This window comes from Pseudomonas sp. RIT-PI-q (assembly GCF_001297125.1).
GTDB lineage: Bacteria > Pseudomonadota > Gammaproteobacteria > Pseudomonadales > Pseudomonadaceae > Aquipseudomonas.
The window spans coordinates 15,846-34,085 of the sequence record NZ_LHPC01000023.1 but is presented as its reverse complement, the minus strand read 5'-3'; the positions used below and the strand labels follow the sequence as shown (position 1 = coordinate 34,085).

The following is an 18,240-nucleotide window of genomic DNA, read 5'->3' as shown; positions in this document are numbered from 1 at the left end:
CCATGGAAATGATTACCGACCACTTCGATGCCGGCGCGGATCGCCACCCGGATAACGCCTGCCTGCAAGGTGCAGGTTTCAGCCTCTCTTATGCCCAAGTGCAGGCCGATTCCCACGCTATCGGTCACGCCTTGACCTTGCTGCGCTTTCGATCGCCCCATGTGGGCGTGTTGGCGCCCAATCATCCGTTGAGCTTCGTCGCCATGCTGGGCGCCTTGCGCGCAGGGGCTACGTTCGTGCCCCTCAACGCCCGTGACTCGATCGACAGCCTGATCTGGTTCATGAAATTCACCCAACTGTCCGTGCTGGTCCTGCATTCCCAGTACGCCGAGCATGCCGAGCGCATCCGCGCGGGCGTGCCGACGCTGACAACCGTGATAGGCCTGGATGAGCCCATCGCCGGCCTGAGCATTGCCAATTGGTGCCGCGAACACGCCGGCCAGCGCTGCACCGTGCGCAACTCGCTCGACGACACCGCCCTGATCAAATCCTCAGGGGGCACCACTGGCCGGCCGAAAGCGATCATGCAAAGCCATCGTGCGCTGCTCGCCTGCTACCGCATCAGCAACCAGTTCATGCCACCGGCCAAAAGCCCGGCGCATCTGGTCGTCGCACCGTTGACCCACGCCGCAGGCGCAACCGCCATGGCGCTGTCGAGTTTCGGCACGCGTAACGTGATCGCGCCATCCGCCGATCCGGGCGTGGTGCTGGAAACCATCGAGCGGGAACGCATCACCCACCTGTTTCTGCCCCCGACCCTGATCTACCGACTGCTGTCGCACCCGGATGCCAGGACACGCGACTGCTCGTCGCTGGAATACGTGATCTATGGCGCCGCGCCGATGTCGGTGGACAAACTGCGCGAAGGCATCGCGTTGTGGGGACCGGTGTTCATGCAGGCCTACGGCCAATCCGAAGTGCCGGGGGTCATTACCGTGCTGACCCGCGAAGATCACATGCGTGACGGCAAGCACCTGGGTTCCGCCGGTCGCCCCACCGGGGCCTGCGAAGTGGCATTGATGGATGAAGAAGGTCGATTCGTCGAGTCCGGCGAACGCGGAGAAATCGTCGCCCGTGGCGAGCTGGTCGCGCCGGGTTACTACGACAATCCGCAAGCCAACGCCGAAGCACGCCGTTTCGGCTGGCACCACACCGGTGACATCGGTGTGTTCGACGAAGCGGGTTACCTGTACATCGTCGATCGCACCAAGGACATGATCATCTCCGGCGGTTTCAACATCTACCCGAGCGAAATCGAGCAGGTGATCTGGGCGCATCCAGCGGTAATGGATTGCGCGGTGGTCGGGTTGCCTGATGCCGACTGGGGCGAGAAAGTCATCGCCGTCATCGAGCTCAAGGCTGGCACCCGCGCGACTGCCGAGGAATTCATCGCCACCTGCCGCGACAAACTCGGCAGCCTGAAAACACCGAAACAGGTGCTGTTCTGGGAAAGCCTGCCGCGCAGCCCTGTGGGCAAGGTGTTGAAGAAAGACGTGCGTGCGCAGCTCATCGCGCAGGAGCCGCAAGCATGACCCACGATCCTTCGCGCCTGGCGGGCCGCTACGCCATTGTCGGCGTCGGCGAGGCCGGGCTTGGCAAGGCGCAGCCGGGTGACACTGCGCTGTCGCTGCAATGCCGATCCGCCCGTGACGCGCTGCTGGATGCCGGGCTGACGCTGGCCGATGTCGATGGGGTATTTGCCCACTGGGACGACCGCGCCAATGCGCTGCTGGTGAGCGAGTACCTGGGCATCACGCCACGTTACGTCGACAGCACGGTGGTGGGCGGTGGCTCGCCGCTCACTCACTTGATCCATGCCATGGCGGCGATCGATGCCGGCTTGTGCTCGGTGGCGCTGGTCACCTACGGCAGCACCCAGCGACTGGATCACAGCCGCCACCGTGGCGGGGGGATCAGCGACCCGCGTTCGCCATCCGGCCAGTTCGTCGCGCCTTACGGTGTACTCAGCCCGATCAGTTGGTACGCGATGCTCGCGCAGCAGTATGTGCATCGCTATCAGGCGAGCGCCGAGGACCTTGGCGAAGTGGCAATCAATGCGCGGCGCTGGGCGCAATTGAACCCGCAGGCGACGCTGCGCAAACCGCTGACGATGGAGGAGTACCTGGCTTCACCGCTGATCTCGGACCCCTTGCGCAAGGCCGATATCTGCCTGGTCAGTGACGGTGCCGGTGCATTGATCCTGACCACAGCCGAACCCGCCCGCACGCTGGCGAAGCCCCCCGTGTTCATTCGCGGCTTCGCTGATACTTATCTGCATCACGTGACGCCGCTGGGCCCGACCGACTGGCTCGACCACGGCGCAATCGCCGGTTGCGCCAAGCGTGCCCTGGGCATGTCGGGTATCGATCGCAGCGAATTGAGCATGCTGCAGATCTATGACGCCTTCACCATCAATGTGCTGGTCGCGCTCGAAGCCATGGGCTTCTGCGCGCCGGGCCAAGCCGGTTCGTTCCTGCGTAGCGGCATCGCAGCGCCCGGTGGCGCACTGCCGGTGAATACCTCCGGCGGTGGACTGGCCTTCAACCATTCCGGTCAGTTCGGCATGCAGTTGATGATCGAATCGGTGCGCCAGTTGCGTGGTGAATGTGGCGAGCGCCAGGTCGCCAACGCCAGCAGTTGCCTGGTCCAGGCCAGCGGGCTGCTGATGTCGGCCTTCATGACCATGGTGCTGGCGACAGGCGCGGGCGAGTGACGATGGATGAAGTCACGCACGTCCTGCGCACACTGTTTTCCAACGAGACTGACTGATGAACGATGAGCACACACCCGAACAGGAACTGCATTCACGCCGCCTGAGCGCCCTGCAAATGGGCGGCGAAGCCAAGCTGCAAAGACGTCGTGACGCCGGCATGCTCAACGCACGAGAACGCCTGGAGGGTTTGCTCGACCCGCATTCGTTCAGCGAAATCGGCATGCTCGCTCACTCCTCCCGCCCCGAGGATCGCGACAGCACACCCGCTGACGGCAAGATCACCGGGTTTGGCCGTATTGATTCGCGCCGGGTAGCCGTCGTGTCCAACGACATGACCGTGAAAGGCGCCTCGTCCTCATGGATCAATGCACGCAAGATTGCTTACATGAAGGAATGCGCCACGCGCAACGGCATGCCGCTGATCTTCCTCGGCGAATCGTCGGGCCAGCGCATGCAGGACGCCATGGGCGCGGCGAGCATGGCCAGTGGCGGACAGGATGCCCAGCAATATTGCCGGCGCCGCGAGACTCCGTGGGTCAGTGCGGTGCTCGGGCCATGCTTTGGCTCGGCGAGTTGGTACTCGTGCCTGGCGGACTTCACGGTGATGCGCAAGGGCGCACTGCTTGCCGTTTCCAGCCCCAAGGTCACTTCAGTGGCGATCGGCGAGTCGTCAGATACCGAAGAACTCGGTGGCTGGCGCATGCACTCTGAAATCACCGGGCTGGCCGACATGGTGGTCAACAATGACCAGGAAGCGCTGACCGCCATTCGGCGTTTTCTCAGCTACTTGCCCTCTCACTCGAACGAGACTCCGGCCGTTCTGCCCGTCGAGCCCGAGGACCGACCGGACGCGTCGGGACCGCAAACCGTCGTCCCGCTTGAGCGCACCAAAACCTACGACATGCGCAAGCTGCTGGCCACCCTGGTCGATCGCGACAGTCTGTTCCCCCTCAAGGATCGCTTCGGTCGCTCGGTGGTCACCGCCCTCGCCCGCCTTGAAGGCGCCAGCGTTGGCATCGTCGCCTCCAACCCGCAATTCAAAGGCGGGGCGCTGGACGCCGACGCCTGCCGCAAGGCCAGCGGCTTTATCGCACTGTGTGACTCGTTCAACATCCCGCTGGTCTTTCTGGTCGATACGCCCGGCTTCCTCGTGGGCATCGAAGGCGAGAAACGCGCCGCGCCGGCCCATATCATGAACATGATTCATGCGGTGCAACTGTGCTCGGTGCCGAAGATTTCAGTGATCGTGCGCAAGAGTTTCGGTCAGGCCTACTTGAATTTCGGTGGCGGCCGCAACAGCGACCAGTCGGCCGCCTGGTGTTCGGCTGATGTCAGTTTTGTCGACCCAGCTGTGGCGGTCAGCGTGGTGCATGACGTGCCACGTGAGTCCGACCCCGAGCGCTACGAGCAACTGCGCGCTGACTATTCAAAAGACCCCTCGGCCTTTGCCCTGGCCGGCGCGATGGGCACCCACGAGGTGATCGCACCGGGGGAAACCCGGCGCTTTCTGGCCGACGCCCTGGCGGCTCAATGGCGCGGCATCAATAACGGTGTCGGACGCCATGAAATGCGCACGTGGCCGACCTACTTTTAACCGGCCGCCAGCCAACCATTGATCAAGGAATCACCATGAACGTGTTAATCGTGCATGCCCACCCCGAACCAAAATCCTTCACCGCGGCGCTGCGCGATCAGGCAGTCGAGACCTTGCAATCCCAGGGGCATCAGGTCCGGGTCTCCGACTTATACGAGATGAACTGGAACCCGGTGGCCAGCGCCGAGGATTTCAGCGCCAGGGAAAACCCCGAGTACCTGGTCTATGCGCTTGAGCAACGCCGCAGCAGCAAAGAACAGACACTGGCCAGCGATATCCAGCAGGAGCTGGACAAGCTGTTGTGGGCGGACCTGCTGATCCTCAACTTCCCGATTTACTGGTTCTCGACCCCGGCCATTCTCAAGGGCTGGATTGATCGTGTACTGGTGTCCGGCATCTGCTATGGCGGCAAACGCTTCTACGATCAAGGCGGCCTCAGCGGCAAGAAAGCCCTGGTGACGGTGACGCTGGGCGGGCGTGAACACATGTTCGGCGAGGGCGCCATCCATGGTCCGTTGGAGGATATGCTGCGCCCGCTCCTGCGCGGGACTTTGGCCTATGTCGGGTTGGACGTCCTCCAGCCTTTTGTCGGTTGGCATGTTCCGTACATCAGTGCGCAAGCGCGTCAGGATTTCCTGACCCGCTATCGCCAGCGACTGGAGACTGTCGGCGAGGATCAACCGCTGTGCTTCCCGCGCTTGAGTCAGTTCGATGACCGGCTTTATCCGCTGGAACCCGCCCCGGCAGAGACCGCCCCGAGATAATAATTCTGAATATCCTCGCGCCCGGCCAACTCGGCCGCCGAACCCTCATCCACCACTCGACCGTTCTCCAGTACAAACGCGTACTGCGCATAATCGAGGGCGAGGTTGATGTTTTGCTCGGCCACCAGCAGGCTCAACCCTTCATCGCGATTGAGCCGGGCGAGGATCTCGAAAATTTCTTCGACCACTTGCGGCGCCAGGCCCATGGACGGTTCATCCAGCAGTAACAGACGCGGCTTGGACATCAGGGCGCGACCGATGGCGACCATTTGCTGCTCGCCGCCCGAGGTGTAGCCGGTCAGGCGTTTGCGTAGCAGGCGCAACCTGGGGAAGTAGCCGTAGATGCGTTCCAGTCGCTGATTCAGCACCTGGCGTGACGGCCGCCCGACAAACCCGCCGATCAGCAGGTTCTGTTCGACCGTCAGGTGGGTGAAGCAATGCCGGCCTTCAAGCACCTGGGCCAGCCCCGCCAGCACCAGGCTGGCGGGGTCGGCATCGGTGATCACCTGTCCTTGATAGAGGATTCGGCCCTTGGTCACTTCACCGCGCTCGGCCCGCACCAGGCTGGAAATCGCCTTCAGCGTGGTGCTTTTGCCAGCGCCGTTGGCCCCCAGCAACGCCACCATCTGCCCCTTGCCGACCTGCAGCGTGACGCCGCGCAAGGCGAGAATCGACTGCTCGTAGAAAACTTCGACCTGCTCCATGCTCAGCAATGGCGGGTCGGCGTGTAGGCTCTGGCTCATCGGACGTTATTGCTCCTGGCTGCAGTTGCGCGCGGTGATGCCCTTTTCCTTGGCGTATTGGGCGGCGGAGGCTTCGATGATTGGCCGCAGCAACGCGCGATCAGCCTGGACCCAGTCGCTGATCAGGTTCCAGCGTTGACCGTCCCATTGTTGGAAGCGCACGGCACCGCCGCCTTCATGGTCGGCGCAAGACAGTTTCAACGGCTGCACCAGGCCCTTGGCGCCCAAGGCCTGCAAGCGTGCATCGTCGAGGTTCAGGTGCTCGAAGCCCCAGCGCACCTGCTCACCGGTCAGCGGCTTGTTGCCGTACTTTTCCTGAGCCAGGCGCAGGGCTTCGACGTTGAGAATGCCGTTCACCACACCGAGGTTGTAGTACACGGTGCCGAAGCGTTTCGGGTCGGCCAGGTTGCCCTTGCCCGCGTCCACCACGTTTTGCTTGATGCCTTGCAGCACCGGGAAATCGGTCCCTGATGGGTGGGTGGTGATCGAGATGAATCCTTTGGCCGCAGCGCCTGCCGGGACCACGTCTTCTTCCGAGTTGCTCCAGATGTTGCCGATGATGTGATCCGCCGGGTAACCGACTTTTTGCGCCGACTTCAGCGCCACCGGATTCATCACCCCCCAACCGCGCAGGATCACCCAGTCAGGCTTGAGCCGACGAATGTTCAGCCACTGCGATTGTTGTTCGTTGCCGGGGTGCGGCACTTCGAGAAGGGTCAGCTCGAAACCGGCATTTTTTGCCAGGGTTTCCAGCACGCCGTTGGTTTCCTTGCCATACGGCGAGCCGTGGTAGAGCACGGCGATTTTCTTGCCTTTGAGCTTGTCAGCCCCGCCTTCGCGCTGGCCGATGTAATTGATGATCGCCGAGACTTCCGAATACGGGTTGAGCTGCAACGGAAACACATAAGGGAAGACGCTGCCATCGGTGGAATCGGTGCGGCCATGGTTGATGGTGATCAGCGGCAGTTTGTCGGCCGTCGAACGATCCAGTGTCGCGTAGGCAATGCCCACCGACAGCGGATTGGTCGCGGCGGCTGGCGCGCCATTGAGCCCCCCTTTGAGACGCTCGTAGCATTCGACGCCCTTCTCCACGACGTACTCGGTTTCACACTCGCTCCAGGTCAGCTTGACCCCGTTTACCCCGCCCTTGGCGTTGATGTATTGCAGGTAATCGATAAACCCGCCGAAGAAGCCGGTGCCACCCGCGGCGTAAGGCCCGACCCGATAGCTCTGCAAGGGAAAGTACTGTTCGTTGGCAGCCTGGGCGCAGGCACTGAGCCCGGCGGTCAGCAAAGCCAGGCACAACGCCAGGCGGCGCAGCGGTTTGCGGTGAGTCATAAAGGCGGTTCCTCGTGGTCGATCGATGTGTTTTTTTGTCAGGGATGAAAGCAATCAGTAGCGCAACGGCCAGACCCGTGCCCGTTGGCGAAAGCGCTGCCACAGCCGGGCCAGGCCCTCGGGTTCCTTGATCAGGAAGGCGATGATCAGTGCGCCGAACAGCATTTTCTGGATGTTTTCCAACTGCCCGGAATCGATCAGCCCCGTGGGCAACAGCCCGCAGACATTGGCCAGCAGAATCGGAAACAGCACGATGAACGCCGCGCCAAGAAAGTTGCCGAGCACACTGCCCAGGCCGCCGATAATGATGATGAACAAGACCTGGAATGAGCGGCTGAGATCGAAACCGTGGGGTTCCACCGTGCCCAGATAAGCGAACGCCCACAGCGAACCGGCGATGCCGAGGTAGAAGCCGCTGATGGCAAACGCCAGCAACTTGGCCTTGAACAGGCGAATGCCGATGACTGCTGCGGCGGTGTCCATGTCGCGCACCGCCATCCAGTTGCGCCCCAACTCGCTGCGCACCAGGTTCTTGCCCAGCCAGAACAGCGCCACCACCACGGCCAAGGTCAACAGGTAACGGCCTCGGGGCGAACTGAAATCCAGCCCGGCGATCAGCAGCGGTGGCGAAGTGATGACGCCGGACGCGTTGTCATTGGTAAACCAGCTGAACCGGGTCAACACCCATTCCACGACGAACTGTGCGGCCAACGTCGCCACCAGCAGATAAAAACCCTTGATCCGCAGGCTCGGCAACCCGAACAGCACCGCCACCAGCGCGGCGATCACCCCGCCCAGCGCAAAGCTCAGCAGCAACGGCAAACCGGGCACGCGCAATTGCAGGTTGTAGGCCGAAAAACCCCCCCCCGCCATGAACGCCGCCGAACCCAGCGAGAGTTGCCCGGCGTAGCCCGTCAGCAGGTTCAGGCCGAGACCCGCCAGAGACAGCACCAGCAGCGGAACCAGAATCGCGCTGAACCAATAGTCATTGCCGAGCCAAGGCACCGCGATGAAGGCAAAGCCCAATAGCAGCCACAGCCCCAGACGGTCCTGGCGCAAGCGAAACGTGCGTCGCTCCGCCGCGTAGGTGGTGCTCAGTTGACCGGCTTCTTGATAGAGCATGGAGGCACTCCTTGAAAGAAAATCAGACCCGCTCGATCGCGCGCTCGCCAAACAACCCCGCAGGCCGCACCAAAAGGAACAGCAAGGCGAGGACGTAAGGCACCCAGTTTTCGATGCCGCTGCCGATGATCGGGCCGAGGTAGATCTCGGCAATTTTTTCCGCCGCGCCGATGATCAACCCACCCACAATCGCGCCGCCAATCGACGAGAACCCACCGATGATCAGCACGGGCAGCGCCTTGAGCACCACCAGCGACAAGGAGAACTGCACCCCCAGGCGAGCCCCCCAGAGCAACCCCGCGACCAGCCCGACAAAACCGGCCACCGCCCACACCAGCGCCCAGATCCGTGGCAAGCGAATGCCCACGGCCAGCGACGCCAGCGGATCATCGGCAACGGCGCGCAAGGACAAGCCGACCCGGGTCTTGTTGAACAGCAGCGACAAAGCGATCACCAACGTGGCGGCCGTGCCAGCGGCGAACAGGTCGAACTGCGAGAGCAGCATTCCGCGGATTTCCAGCGGTTCATCAGCGATGCCCAATTCCAGGCCGTGGACCTGCGCGCCCCAGAGGAACTGCGCCAGGCCTTCGATCATGTAAGACAGCCCGAGCGTGGCCATGAACAGGATGATCGGCGGGCGATTGACCAAGGGCCGCAGGACCATTTTCTCCACCAGCAACGCCAGCACCACCATGCTCGCCAGCGTCGCGATGAACGCCCAAACGAAGGGAAAGCCGCGTTCGAGCAGGCTGACAAAGGTCAGTGCGGCGAACAGCACCATCGCGCCCTGGGCGAAATTGAAGACGCCGGAGGCCTTGTAGATCAGTACGAAACCGATGGCCACCAAGGAATACATGACGCCGGCGAGCAACCCGCCAATCAGCACTTCAAAGAAAAATTCCATGCTCAGTGGCGCTCCGTGCGAGATCGCCGTGTGCCCAGATAGGCCGCGATCACATCGGGGTTCGCGCGCACCTGCTCAGGTGTGCCATCGCCGATTTTGCGGCCGTAATCGAGCACCACCACGTGATCACACAGGCCCATGACCACACCGATGTCGTGCTCGATCAGCACCACGGTGGTGCCGAACTCACGGTTGATGTCACGGATGAACTGGCTCATCTCAGCCTTCTCCTCTGCATTCATTCCGGCCATGGGTTCATCCAGCAACAGCAACGTCGGTTCGGCGGCCAAGGCTCGGGCCAGCTCGACACGCTTTTGCAAGCCATAAGGCAGCTTGCCCACCAGCACATGACGCCAGGGATGGATGCGCAGGAACTCAATGACTTTTTCGGCGTGGCGACGCTGCTCGTCGTCCTCGCGAGGCGCACGGCCCACGCGCAACATCTGTTCGAGCCAGCTGCTGCGACGCTTGAGGTTGCGGCCGGTGAGCACGTTGTCGAGCACGCTCATGCCCTTGAACAGCGCGATGTTTTGAAAAGTCCGGGCAATGCCTCGCTGCGCAGCCTGGTGCGCACGCATGCGCCGACGCGTCTGCCCGGCGTAGCTGACACTGCCGCTCTGGGCCTGGTAGACGCCATTGATCACGTTGAGCAGCGAACTTTTACCCGCGCCGTTGGGGCCGATCAGCGCGCAGATTTCCCCGGCCTTCACGGCAAAGCTGATGGAGGTAATGGCCTTGACGCCCTTGAACGACAGGGAGATGTCATCGAGCCGCAGTAATTCGGATTCAGTGGTTGCACTCATGGGGGCTCGTCAGACGGATTGAGAAATCAGGTGGCTTGGCGCATCGACCAAGACCCGCGGGGTGGATGGCTCCTGCCAGTTGCCGGGGCAAATACCCAAGGCCGCAAAGAACTCGGCGCTTTCCTCGGTCAGTCCCGGTCCCACCAGCAGCGGCACGCGCAGGCGACTCAGGCCCAGCACGTCGAGCAAAGGCCGGCGGATCAACCAGTAGCCGAGCCAGCGTCGAAAGACGTGCACCTGCGGCACCATCGCCCAGCGGTACAACCGATGACTGAGCGTGCCGGGCAACGGCAAGCGTTCGCGGGCCCAGTGTTCAAGGCGGGCATAAGATTCGCGGGTCCCCAGCACGAGCGTTGGCCCGAGCTCGCGGCGATCGGTGTCGCGTGTGGCCAAGGCCTCGGGGAAGTTCAGGCAGAAGCCGGCGCTGAGCCACGGCGCCAGCAGATAGCGCGCCTGGCCGCTGGCGGCAAACACCCGTGCGGCCAACGCCTCCTCGTTGGCGCTCAGCGCTTCTCGCGTCACCAGTTTGCGTGCGCCTTCCAGCAACTGTCCGTGGCTCAAACGCTGGGCCGGAGCGTCCGTCGTGGGGTGAAAAACAAAAGCAGTGGCCGTTGTTTCAGTGACAGGCGCTGGAGGGGCAGCCGTTACCCCCACGGATAATTCGGCAAACGCGCTCAACCCAGGATTTTCGCTGGCGTTCACACCTCGCCCGTCCAGGTACAGCACCACGCGTGGCTGGCTGTCGATACTGCGTACCTGCTGCACCGCATCCAGCGCTTCAGCCAAGACAAAGGTCGGTCGCAACCTCGCCAACAGCTGGCGGTTATCGAGCTCGGGGTCGAGCAACGTGACGCTGCCACCCAGCCACTGTGCGGCCAATGCCAGCAACAGGGCTTCGGAACGTGCCTGGCTGATGATCAACAAGTCCGCACCACGGCTGAGTCCCAGCTGATGCAATGCCGCAGCGAGACGGCTGACATCCTGAGCCAGTTCGCTCCAGCTGCGGGCGTGCCAGATACCCAGGCGCTTGTAACGCAGGGCGATGGCCGAACCTCGGGTGTCGGCTTGCCGCAACAAGGCCTGGGGCAGTGTCTGGATCATGTGGCTATCCTTCGGAGTGCTGTTTGAAAACAGACAGTGCAGTCTCCGTGCCACCACACAAATTCTTATCTATCAATGCGTTGCGACTAAAACGTTTGGCAGTCCATGTTCCAGTCGAGCACAGCTTGCTTAATCTCTGTCGCCCCACGAACACTTGTGCCCAAACCCGAATGACGAAAAGGCGACCGACCAAAAAAATTGGCCAACGAACCCCGTAGGAGCTGGCTTGCCAGCGAAGGCGTCCAACAGGTAGACCGCATTGCCTGCTTCGTGAGCAAGCTTGCTCCTACAACAGCGCGGTGCCTGTAGGAGCTGGCTTGCCAGCGACGGCGTCCGGCAGGTGGACCGCATCGCCTGTTTCGCGAGCAAGCTTGCTCCTACAACAGCGCGGTGCCTGTAGGAGCTGGCTTGCCAGCGAAGGCGTCCGGCAGGTAGACCGCATTGCCTGTTTCGCGAGCAAGCTTGCTCCTACAACAGCACGGTGCCTGTAGGAGCTGGCTTGCCAGCGAAGGCGTCCGGCAGGTAGACCGCATTGCCTGTTTCGCGAGCAAGCTTGCTCCTACAACAGCGCGGTGCCTGTAGGAGCTGGCTTGCCAGCGAAGGCGTCCGGCAGGTAGACCGCATTGCCTGTTTCGCGAGCAAGCTTGCTCCTACAACAGCGTGGTGCCTGTCGGAGCTGGCTTGCCAGCGAAGGCGTCCGGCAGGTAGACCGCATTGCCTGTTTCGCGAGCAAGCTTGCTCCTACAACAGCGCGGTGCCTGTAGGAGTTGGCTTGCCAGCGAAGGCGTCCGGCAGGTAGACCGCATCGCCTGCTTCGCGAGCAAGCTTGCTCCTACAACAGCGCGGTGCCTGTAGGAGCTGGCTTGCCAGAGAAGACGTCCAACAGGTAGACCGCATCGCCTGCTTCGTGAGCAAGCTTGCTCCTACAACAGCGCGGTGCCTGTAGGAGCTGGCTTGCCAGCGAAGGCGTCCGGCAGGTAGACCGCATTGCCTGCTTCGCGAGCAAGCTTGCTCCTACAACAGCGTGGTGCCTGTCGGAGCTGACTTGCCAGCTGCTACACGTATGCGTCGTGGTGAGCATTCAGAGTGAGCAGCTACTTGCCCCGTGTTTTTCCAGATAACGCTGATGTTCCTCCTCCGCCAGTTGAAATTCCCCCAGCGGCACGATCACGGTGGCGACCGGCTTGCCCAACTGCCCCGACGCATCCAGCCGTTGCTTGGCGACCAGCGCCAACTGGGCCTGCTGAGCAGATTTGAAAAATAGCGCAGAACGGTATTTCACCCCGACATCCGCGCCCTGGCGATCGAATGATGTCGGGTCATGCAACGTCCAGAAGTGCTCGATGAGACGGCTGTAGGAAATCACTTTGGCATCGAAGTCGACCTGCACCACTTCGATCAATGCCGACTCACCTTTGGCCGACCGTGCAAAACCGACCCGACTGTCGAGCACGCCCGGCAACGCCCTGAAAGACGCTTCAGCCCCCCAAAAACAGCCGGCGCCAAAAGTCGCCTGCTCAACCAATACGTGTTGTTGAAGATCACTCATGTCCCGGCAACCTCTCTGTGCGGCACTAGATGCCGGTGTAATTGTTCGATGTGTTCTGGCCCGATGCCGCAGCATCCGCCGACAATACTAGCCCCTGCCGCGACCCAGGATCGGGACCAGTGCAAATAAGACTCGGGGCCCAGATCACGACGAATCTCCAGCAACGTGCTGTTCGCCTTGGCCTCGGTGCTGACGGGAGGAAACGCGTTGGCGTACACGCCCAGCTCAAGGGGTTGATGGAGGTTCTGAATGACAGCTCGGGCCTCGGTCAGTGCAGCCGCCATCACTTCCGGCTGACTGCAATTGAAGAGCACCGCCCTCGCCCCCAGTTCGACCGCCACGCGTACCGCGTCGGCGACCGGCTCGGACGATCGCAGGCGCGGTGGCTCACCGACTTCATCAAGCAGCGTAAAGGAGACCCACAGCGGCCGGGAATCTTCCCCCAGGGCCTCGACCACCGCCCGGACTTCAGCGGTGGAGCTCTGGGTTTCCGCCAACCAGAGGTCGACATGCTCCTGCAAGCCGGCAATCAGCGTGCGATGGATGTCGACCGAGCGCTGGTGATCGAACAGGTCCGGACGATAGGAGCCCAATGCCGGCGGCAGCGAACCGGCCACCGTGACCGGCTCAGTGCTGTCAGACGCAGCTTGACGCGCCAGGCGTCCAGCCCGTTCGGCCAGCGTGCGTCCCTGTTCGGCAAAGCGCTCGTCACCGAGATGAAACGGCACCACCGCATAGCTGTTAGTGGTGATGATTCGGGCGCCGGCCTCAATGAATGCCTGATGCGCCTGAAGCACAAACTGCGGCGCCTCGATCAGCGCCAGCGCGGACCATTCCGGCTGACGAAAAGGCGCACCGATTCGCTGCAACTCACGCCCCATCCCACCATCGAGCAAACGCAAGGAAGCTTGACTCATTGGCTCGAACTCACTTTCGGCGCCGAGGCGGCAAGCCATTGATCAACGGTGGCGCTGTTCGCCTGGACCCACGCCTTGGCCGCGACGTCAGCCGGCAGTTTTTCCTTTTCGATCTTCAGGATCAGTTCGTTGAGCTGCGCCGGTTCGATGGCGACATTGCGCAGGAACTCGGCAATTTTCGGCGCGCGTTTCTGCAAGGCAGCAGAGGCCAAAACATGCACCTTGGCGTCCGGGAAGGCGCAGGTAATCTGGCTCTTGTTCAACCAATCCGGGTCGACCGTCGGGCTGATGAATTTCCAGCAGCCATCAGCTTTGTAAAGCGGGTCGTCTTTCTTGTTGTCCTGGGCATAACCGTCGAATGCGGGCTCTTCCAGACGACGCAAGTCAAACGCCGAGAAGATCCAGTCCGGGGTGTACGCATAGAACACCACGCCGCGCTGAGCCTTGTAGGCCGCGGCCAGTTTGGCGTACGTGACGGAAGCTTCCGTTGAAACCGCCTCGAATTTATCGGCGAACCCATAATCCTTGGCCTTGATCTGGCCAATGTACGTCGACTCCCAGCCTGCCGGCCCGACCAGCAACTGAGCCTTGCCGCCGCCCAGCGGTTCAAAGAGCTTGGCCACTTCCGGCTTTTTCAGGTCGTAGATGGATTTGACCCCGTACTTGTCCTGCAAATACCCCGGAATATAAAACCCTTGCTCCCCCGCATAGGGGTGAGTGTTCGGGACCAGCGAGCGGGTGCCGCCCGTGACGTACTTGGCCCAGGCAGCCGACTGATTCGGCAGCCAGATATCGGTCAGCACATCGACCGAACCGTCGCCTTTCGCCGCGGCACTGAACAGCACCGGGACATCGCCTGCCAGATACGACACATCGCCATCCAGTCGGCTTTTGATCACTTCGCCGAGGATGTGCTGAATGGCAATAGCCCCCGTCCAGTTCTGCTCGCCAATGACGATTTTGTCCTTGGCCATGACCGCGGCAGGAAGAATCAACGAGGCCAGCAGCGCGGCTGCGCCCAGGGTGCGCGACAAGTGTGTCTTCACGATAAGTCTCTCTGTTTAGTTGTGCGGATGATCTTGCTTGCGCAAGCTCGATTGAATGATTCGATCCGGAATGAGCGCACACAGGACGATCGCCGCGCCGGCCAGCATGCCCTCGCCGCCCTTGATGTTGCGCAGCGCCGTCATCACGTCATAACCCAGGCCACCGGCGCCGATCAGCGCAGCCACGACGCCCATCGACAGACTCATGACGATGGTCTGGTTGATCCCCAGCAACAGCGAGCGACGAGCCAGCGGCAACTGCACCTTGATCAGGGTTTGCCAAGGGCTGGCACCGTGCGCGACCGCCGCCTCGACGGCATCCTTCGGCACTTCCTGGATGCCCAGCGAGGTCAGGCGGATCATCGGCGCCAGGGCGAAAATCACCGTCGCGATCACGGCCGGCGTCTTGCCGACAGAGAAGAACGCCACGGCAGGAATCAGGTAAACAAACGTGGGCAAGGTCTGCATGACATCCAGCAAGGGCGTGATCACGCGGCGTACCAGCGGTCTCTTCGCCAGCAAAATGCCGGTGGGCACGCCGATAACCAGAGCGATCAGCACCGACGAACCGACCAGTGCCAGGGTGGCAATGGTCCGCTCCCAGAAACCGAACAGGCCGATGTACAACAATGCCATGCTGCTGGTCAGGGCTAGCGCCAGCCCGGCCGAACGCCAGGCCAGAAACACCAGCGCCAGCGCCGACACCGGCCACGGCAACCAGCCCAGCAGGTTTTCGATCCCTTCGATGACCGTGCGTACCGCGACAATCACGCCGACAAATGCGCCTTCGAACGTCACCTGCGACCAGCCGATGAACTGATCGATGCTCTCTGCTGCCACCAGCAGCGCCTGGCGGTTGGCCGGGAACTGCAGCAAGGCGTTGCTGGTGTCTGGGGTCATGACTCGCCAGATCACCAGGGCCTGACTGACCAGCAGCACCGCCAACGGCAGCGCCCAACCCGATGCATTGCGGCGCACGGGCTGGCGTCTCAAAGTGAGCGCAGTGAAACGGCTGGCAGCGAACACCGCCAGTGCCGCCAGCACCGCCAGCCACGACGCGTCGGCAAGGCCCTGGCTCACGACAGCCAATGCGGCGAGTTCGCTGGCGAACGTGAGCCAGAACAAACCTCCCTTGCCCCGGGCCGCCAGAGCCGCCGGCCCCAGCAAAAGCGCTTGCCAGCCACGCAAGCCGGGGCTGGAGCGCTGCTCGCGAGGTTGGCTTTCGGCAGTCTGCGGGCGAACGCTGTTTAAGCTGCGCGGCGAGGATGGTGTGGGTGTGCAGTCGCGGAAAAAGTCCGCGACTTCCGCGTCTGCCGGATGCTCAAGCAACTGTTCGGGTGTGCCTAGCTGCACCAGATGCCCCTGGCGCAACACCGCGATACGGTCGGCAAGACGGATGGCTTCCGCCGGATCGTGCGTGACCAGCAAGGTACTGATCCCGCGCTCGCGGGCCAAGGCCAGGAAATGACTTTGCAGATCCCGCCGGATGGTCGGATCCAGAGCGCTGAAAGGCTCGTCCATCAGCAGGATATCGGGCTCCGTCACAAGGGCTCGGGCCAACCCGACACGTTGCTGCATACCGCCGGAAAGTTCGTGGGGATAATGCTCTCCCCACCCCTCCAGCCCTACCGCCTGCAACTGTCTGGATGCCGCCGCATGACGAACGGACTCGGGTTCGCCGCGCAACTCCAGAGGCAACGCGACGTTGTCCAGAACCGTACGATGAGGCAACAGGCCAAAATGTTGAAACACCATGCCGATGCGCCGCGATCTCAGCGCACGCAAGGCCTTGTTGCTCAAACCGCTGATGGCCTGTCCTTCGATCAAGACCTCGCCACTCGTGGGCTCGATCAAGCGGTTGATATGCCGCAGCAACGTCGACTTGCCGCTGCCGGAAGTTCCCATCAGGCACAGAACCTCACCGCGACGCACCTTCAAGCTGACGTTGCTGACGGCCGGCAACACCCGCGAACCTTTTCGCAAATAAGCCTTGGTGACGTCTCGCAGCTCAAGCACCACATTACCCTCATTTGCGGGATCGTCGGACGGTTGCGCAAGCCTTTGAGAAGACTCGATCCGGGCAGTCGCCAAAGAGGTTTGAATGATTGTCACAGGAGCTCCCGGCAAGCAGCCCTGGATGCGGGCACGGCGCTCGCCCCAGGGCAGGAAAAATTGGCTGAGCCTCAGGCCATGCCCAAAAACGGTTGGCCTGACGCAAAAAAAGCACCACGCTTGAAGCGCAGCACTCTCTGGAGACATAAAGCTAAACGATCTTAAAAAGCACAAACAAATATCTTTTTAGAATTAGCTTAGGCTCCTGCGTTTCTTTCGCTATCTCGCCGCACGTGCCTTTTTGAAACACTCGAAACTCGCTATCGTCATTCGATTGTTCAACCAGCCCGATTCGAATCAACAAGGCGACCCTATGCCCAGCTTTGCCAATGACCGCAGCAGCGCATGGTCGGTGTTTCTCATTTTCCTGCGCCTCGGGCTGACCTCTTTCGGCGGCCCTATCGCGCACCTGGGTTATTTCCGCGATGAGTTCGTCACAAGACGGCGCTGGTTGACCGAGCACAGCTATGCGGATCTGGTGGCGCTCTGCCAATTCCTGCCCGGCCCCGCCAGCAGTCAGGTGGGTATCGCGATGGGCATGTCTCGGGCGGGATACGGCGGCGCGCTGGCGGCCTGGGCTGGTTTTACGCTGCCGTCGGCGATTGCCCTGATTCTGTTTGCACTGGGCATTGCCCACTACGGCAGCGCGATTGCGCCCGGCGCATTGCATGGCCTCAAAGTGGTGGCCGTCGCGGTGGTTGCGCAAGCGGTATGGGGCATGGCGCGACATCTGTGCACCGACGTGCTGCGCGTCAGCATCATGTTGATTGCCGCATGCGTCGCCCTGCTCGAACCGTCCGCATGGGGACAGGTCAGCGTTATTGTCGCCGCTGGCGGTGTTGGCCTCCTGCTGTTCAAACCGGAGCAGAGTGCCGGGCACGACCCCCTGCCGATCACCCTCAGCCAGCGGGCCGGGGCGATCTGGTTGTCGCTGTTCTTCGCCTTGCTGATTGGCCTGCCGCTGTTGAACCAGCTGCTGGCGAATCAAACCGTGGCAATGGTGGATGCCTTCTACCGGGCCGGATCACTGGTGTTCGGCGGCGGTCACGTCGTGCTGCCGCTGCTGCAAACCGAGGTGGTGCCCTCCGGCTGGGTCAGCAATGAAGCCTTCCTTGCCGGGTATGGCGCAACGCAGGCGGTGCCTGGCCCGTTGTTCACGTTCGCGGCGTTCCTCGGTGCGTCGATGAACCTCGCCCCGACCGGCTGGATCGGCGGCCTGATTTGCTTGCTGGCGATCTTCGCGCCGTCCTTTCTGTTGATCCTGGGCGCCTTGCCGTTTTGGGAACGCTTGCGCCGCAGTGTGCGCACGCGGGCCGCACTGGGCGGGGTGAATGCCGCAGTGGTCGGCCTGCTGTTGGCGGCGCTTTATCAGCCGGTATGGACCAGTGCCATTTTCAAGCCGCAAGACTTCGGTTTGGCGGTACTGGCTCTTGTTTCGCTGATGTTCTGGAAACTCCCGCCGTGGCTGGTTGTTATCGGCAGCGGGGTCGCAGGGTGGGTTTTGAGTATCGCGTCGTGAGGAAAAGGTCGGCGA

15 protein-coding genes are annotated in these 18,240 nt (G+C 62.1%); 5 read left to right on the top strand and 10 right to left on the bottom strand.

The features are described from left to right. The first annotated feature begins 2 nt into the window (after positions 1-2). Genes AEQ67_RS09075 through AEQ67_RS09060 form a run of 4 tightly spaced genes read left to right on the top strand, consistent with a single transcriptional unit; the run spans position 3 to position 5,071 of the window. Positions 3-1,532: an AMP-binding protein gene (locus AEQ67_RS09075; protein ID WP_059403546.1), complete on the top strand. Its 1,530-nt coding sequence runs from the start codon at positions 3-5 to the stop codon at positions 1,530-1,532. Next, on the top strand, positions 1,529-2,713 hold the full coding sequence (locus AEQ67_RS09070) for a thiolase C-terminal domain-containing protein (RefSeq protein ID WP_059403545.1): 1,185 nt from the start codon (positions 1,529-1,531) through the stop codon (positions 2,711-2,713). Before AEQ67_RS09075 ends, AEQ67_RS09070 begins: the two co-directional genes overlap by 4 nt. A 55-nt stretch (positions 2,714-2,768) precedes the next feature. Continuing rightward, positions 2,769-4,307 carry an acyl-CoA carboxylase subunit beta gene (locus AEQ67_RS09065; protein ID WP_059403544.1) on the top strand — a complete coding sequence of 513 codons (1,539 nt, stop codon included), beginning with the start codon at positions 2,769-2,771 and terminating at the stop codon, positions 4,305-4,307. Between the two features lie 35 nt (positions 4,308-4,342). Beyond that, positions 4,343-5,071: an NAD(P)H-dependent oxidoreductase gene (locus tag AEQ67_RS09060; RefSeq protein WP_059403543.1), complete on the top strand. Its 729-nt coding sequence runs from the start codon at positions 4,343-4,345 to the stop codon at positions 5,069-5,071. Here the strand turns inward: AEQ67_RS09060 and AEQ67_RS09055 are convergent. From AEQ67_RS09055 to AEQ67_RS09010, 10 genes are all read right to left on the bottom strand, one after another. Continuing rightward, entirely contained in the window at positions 5,029-5,814 is a 786-nt protein-coding gene (locus AEQ67_RS09055) for an ABC transporter ATP-binding protein (protein WP_059403542.1), read from the bottom strand. The genes AEQ67_RS09060 and AEQ67_RS09055 overlap by 43 nt on opposite strands. Positions 5,815-5,820: 6 nt before the next feature. Further along, positions 5,821-7,152 carry an ABC transporter substrate-binding protein gene (locus tag AEQ67_RS09050; protein ID WP_059403541.1) on the bottom strand — a complete coding sequence of 444 codons (1,332 nt, stop codon included), beginning with the start codon at positions 7,150-7,152 and terminating at the stop codon, positions 5,821-5,823. A 54-nt stretch (positions 7,153-7,206) separates the two neighbouring features. Beyond that, the gene (locus AEQ67_RS09045) at positions 7,207-8,274 is read right to left on the bottom strand and encodes a branched-chain amino acid ABC transporter permease (RefSeq protein WP_059403540.1); all 1,068 of its coding nucleotides are present in this window, start codon (positions 8,272-8,274) and stop codon (positions 7,207-7,209) included. 22 nt (positions 8,275-8,296) lie between these two features. Next, positions 8,297-9,178, bottom strand: a complete 882-nt coding sequence (locus AEQ67_RS09040; protein WP_059403539.1) for a branched-chain amino acid ABC transporter permease — start codon at positions 9,176-9,178, stop codon at positions 8,297-8,299. Positions 9,179-9,180: 2 nt separating this feature from the next. Next, positions 9,181-9,981, bottom strand: a complete 801-nt coding sequence (locus tag AEQ67_RS09035) for an ABC transporter ATP-binding protein (protein ID WP_059403538.1) — start codon at positions 9,979-9,981, stop codon at positions 9,181-9,183. A gap of 9 nt (positions 9,982-9,990) precedes the next feature. Next, positions 9,991-11,082 (bottom strand): AMP-binding protein, encoded by a 1,092-nt coding sequence (locus tag AEQ67_RS09030; protein ID WP_059403537.1) that lies wholly within the window; start codon positions 11,080-11,082, stop codon positions 9,991-9,993. Positions 11,083-12,163: 1,081 nt separating this feature from the next. Then, positions 12,164-12,631: a peptide-methionine (S)-S-oxide reductase MsrA gene (msrA, locus tag AEQ67_RS09025; RefSeq protein ID WP_059403536.1), complete on the bottom strand. Its 468-nt coding sequence runs from the start codon at positions 12,629-12,631 to the stop codon at positions 12,164-12,166. Continuing rightward, on the bottom strand, positions 12,628-13,548 hold the full coding sequence (locus tag AEQ67_RS09020) for a homocysteine S-methyltransferase family protein (RefSeq protein WP_059403535.1): 921 nt from the start codon (positions 13,546-13,548) through the stop codon (positions 12,628-12,630). Before AEQ67_RS09020 ends, msrA begins: the two co-directional genes overlap by 4 nt. Then, on the bottom strand, positions 13,545-14,522 hold the full coding sequence (locus tag AEQ67_RS09015; RefSeq protein WP_236710300.1) for an ABC transporter substrate-binding protein: 978 nt from the start codon (positions 14,520-14,522) through the stop codon (positions 13,545-13,547). The genes AEQ67_RS09020 and AEQ67_RS09015 overlap by 4 nt, the downstream gene beginning before the upstream one ends. Before the next feature lie 87 nt (positions 14,523-14,609). Then, entirely contained in the window at positions 14,610-16,613 is a 2,004-nt protein-coding gene (locus AEQ67_RS09010) for an ATP-binding cassette domain-containing protein (protein ID WP_236710294.1), read from the bottom strand. Between the two features lie 406 nt (positions 16,614-17,019). On the opposite strand from AEQ67_RS09010, the gene chrA reads away from it, so the two are divergent. After that, positions 17,020-18,225, top strand: a complete 1,206-nt coding sequence (chrA, locus tag AEQ67_RS09005) for a chromate efflux transporter (protein ID WP_059403533.1) — start codon at positions 17,020-17,022, stop codon at positions 18,223-18,225. The last annotated feature ends 15 nt before the right edge of the window (positions 18,226-18,240 follow it).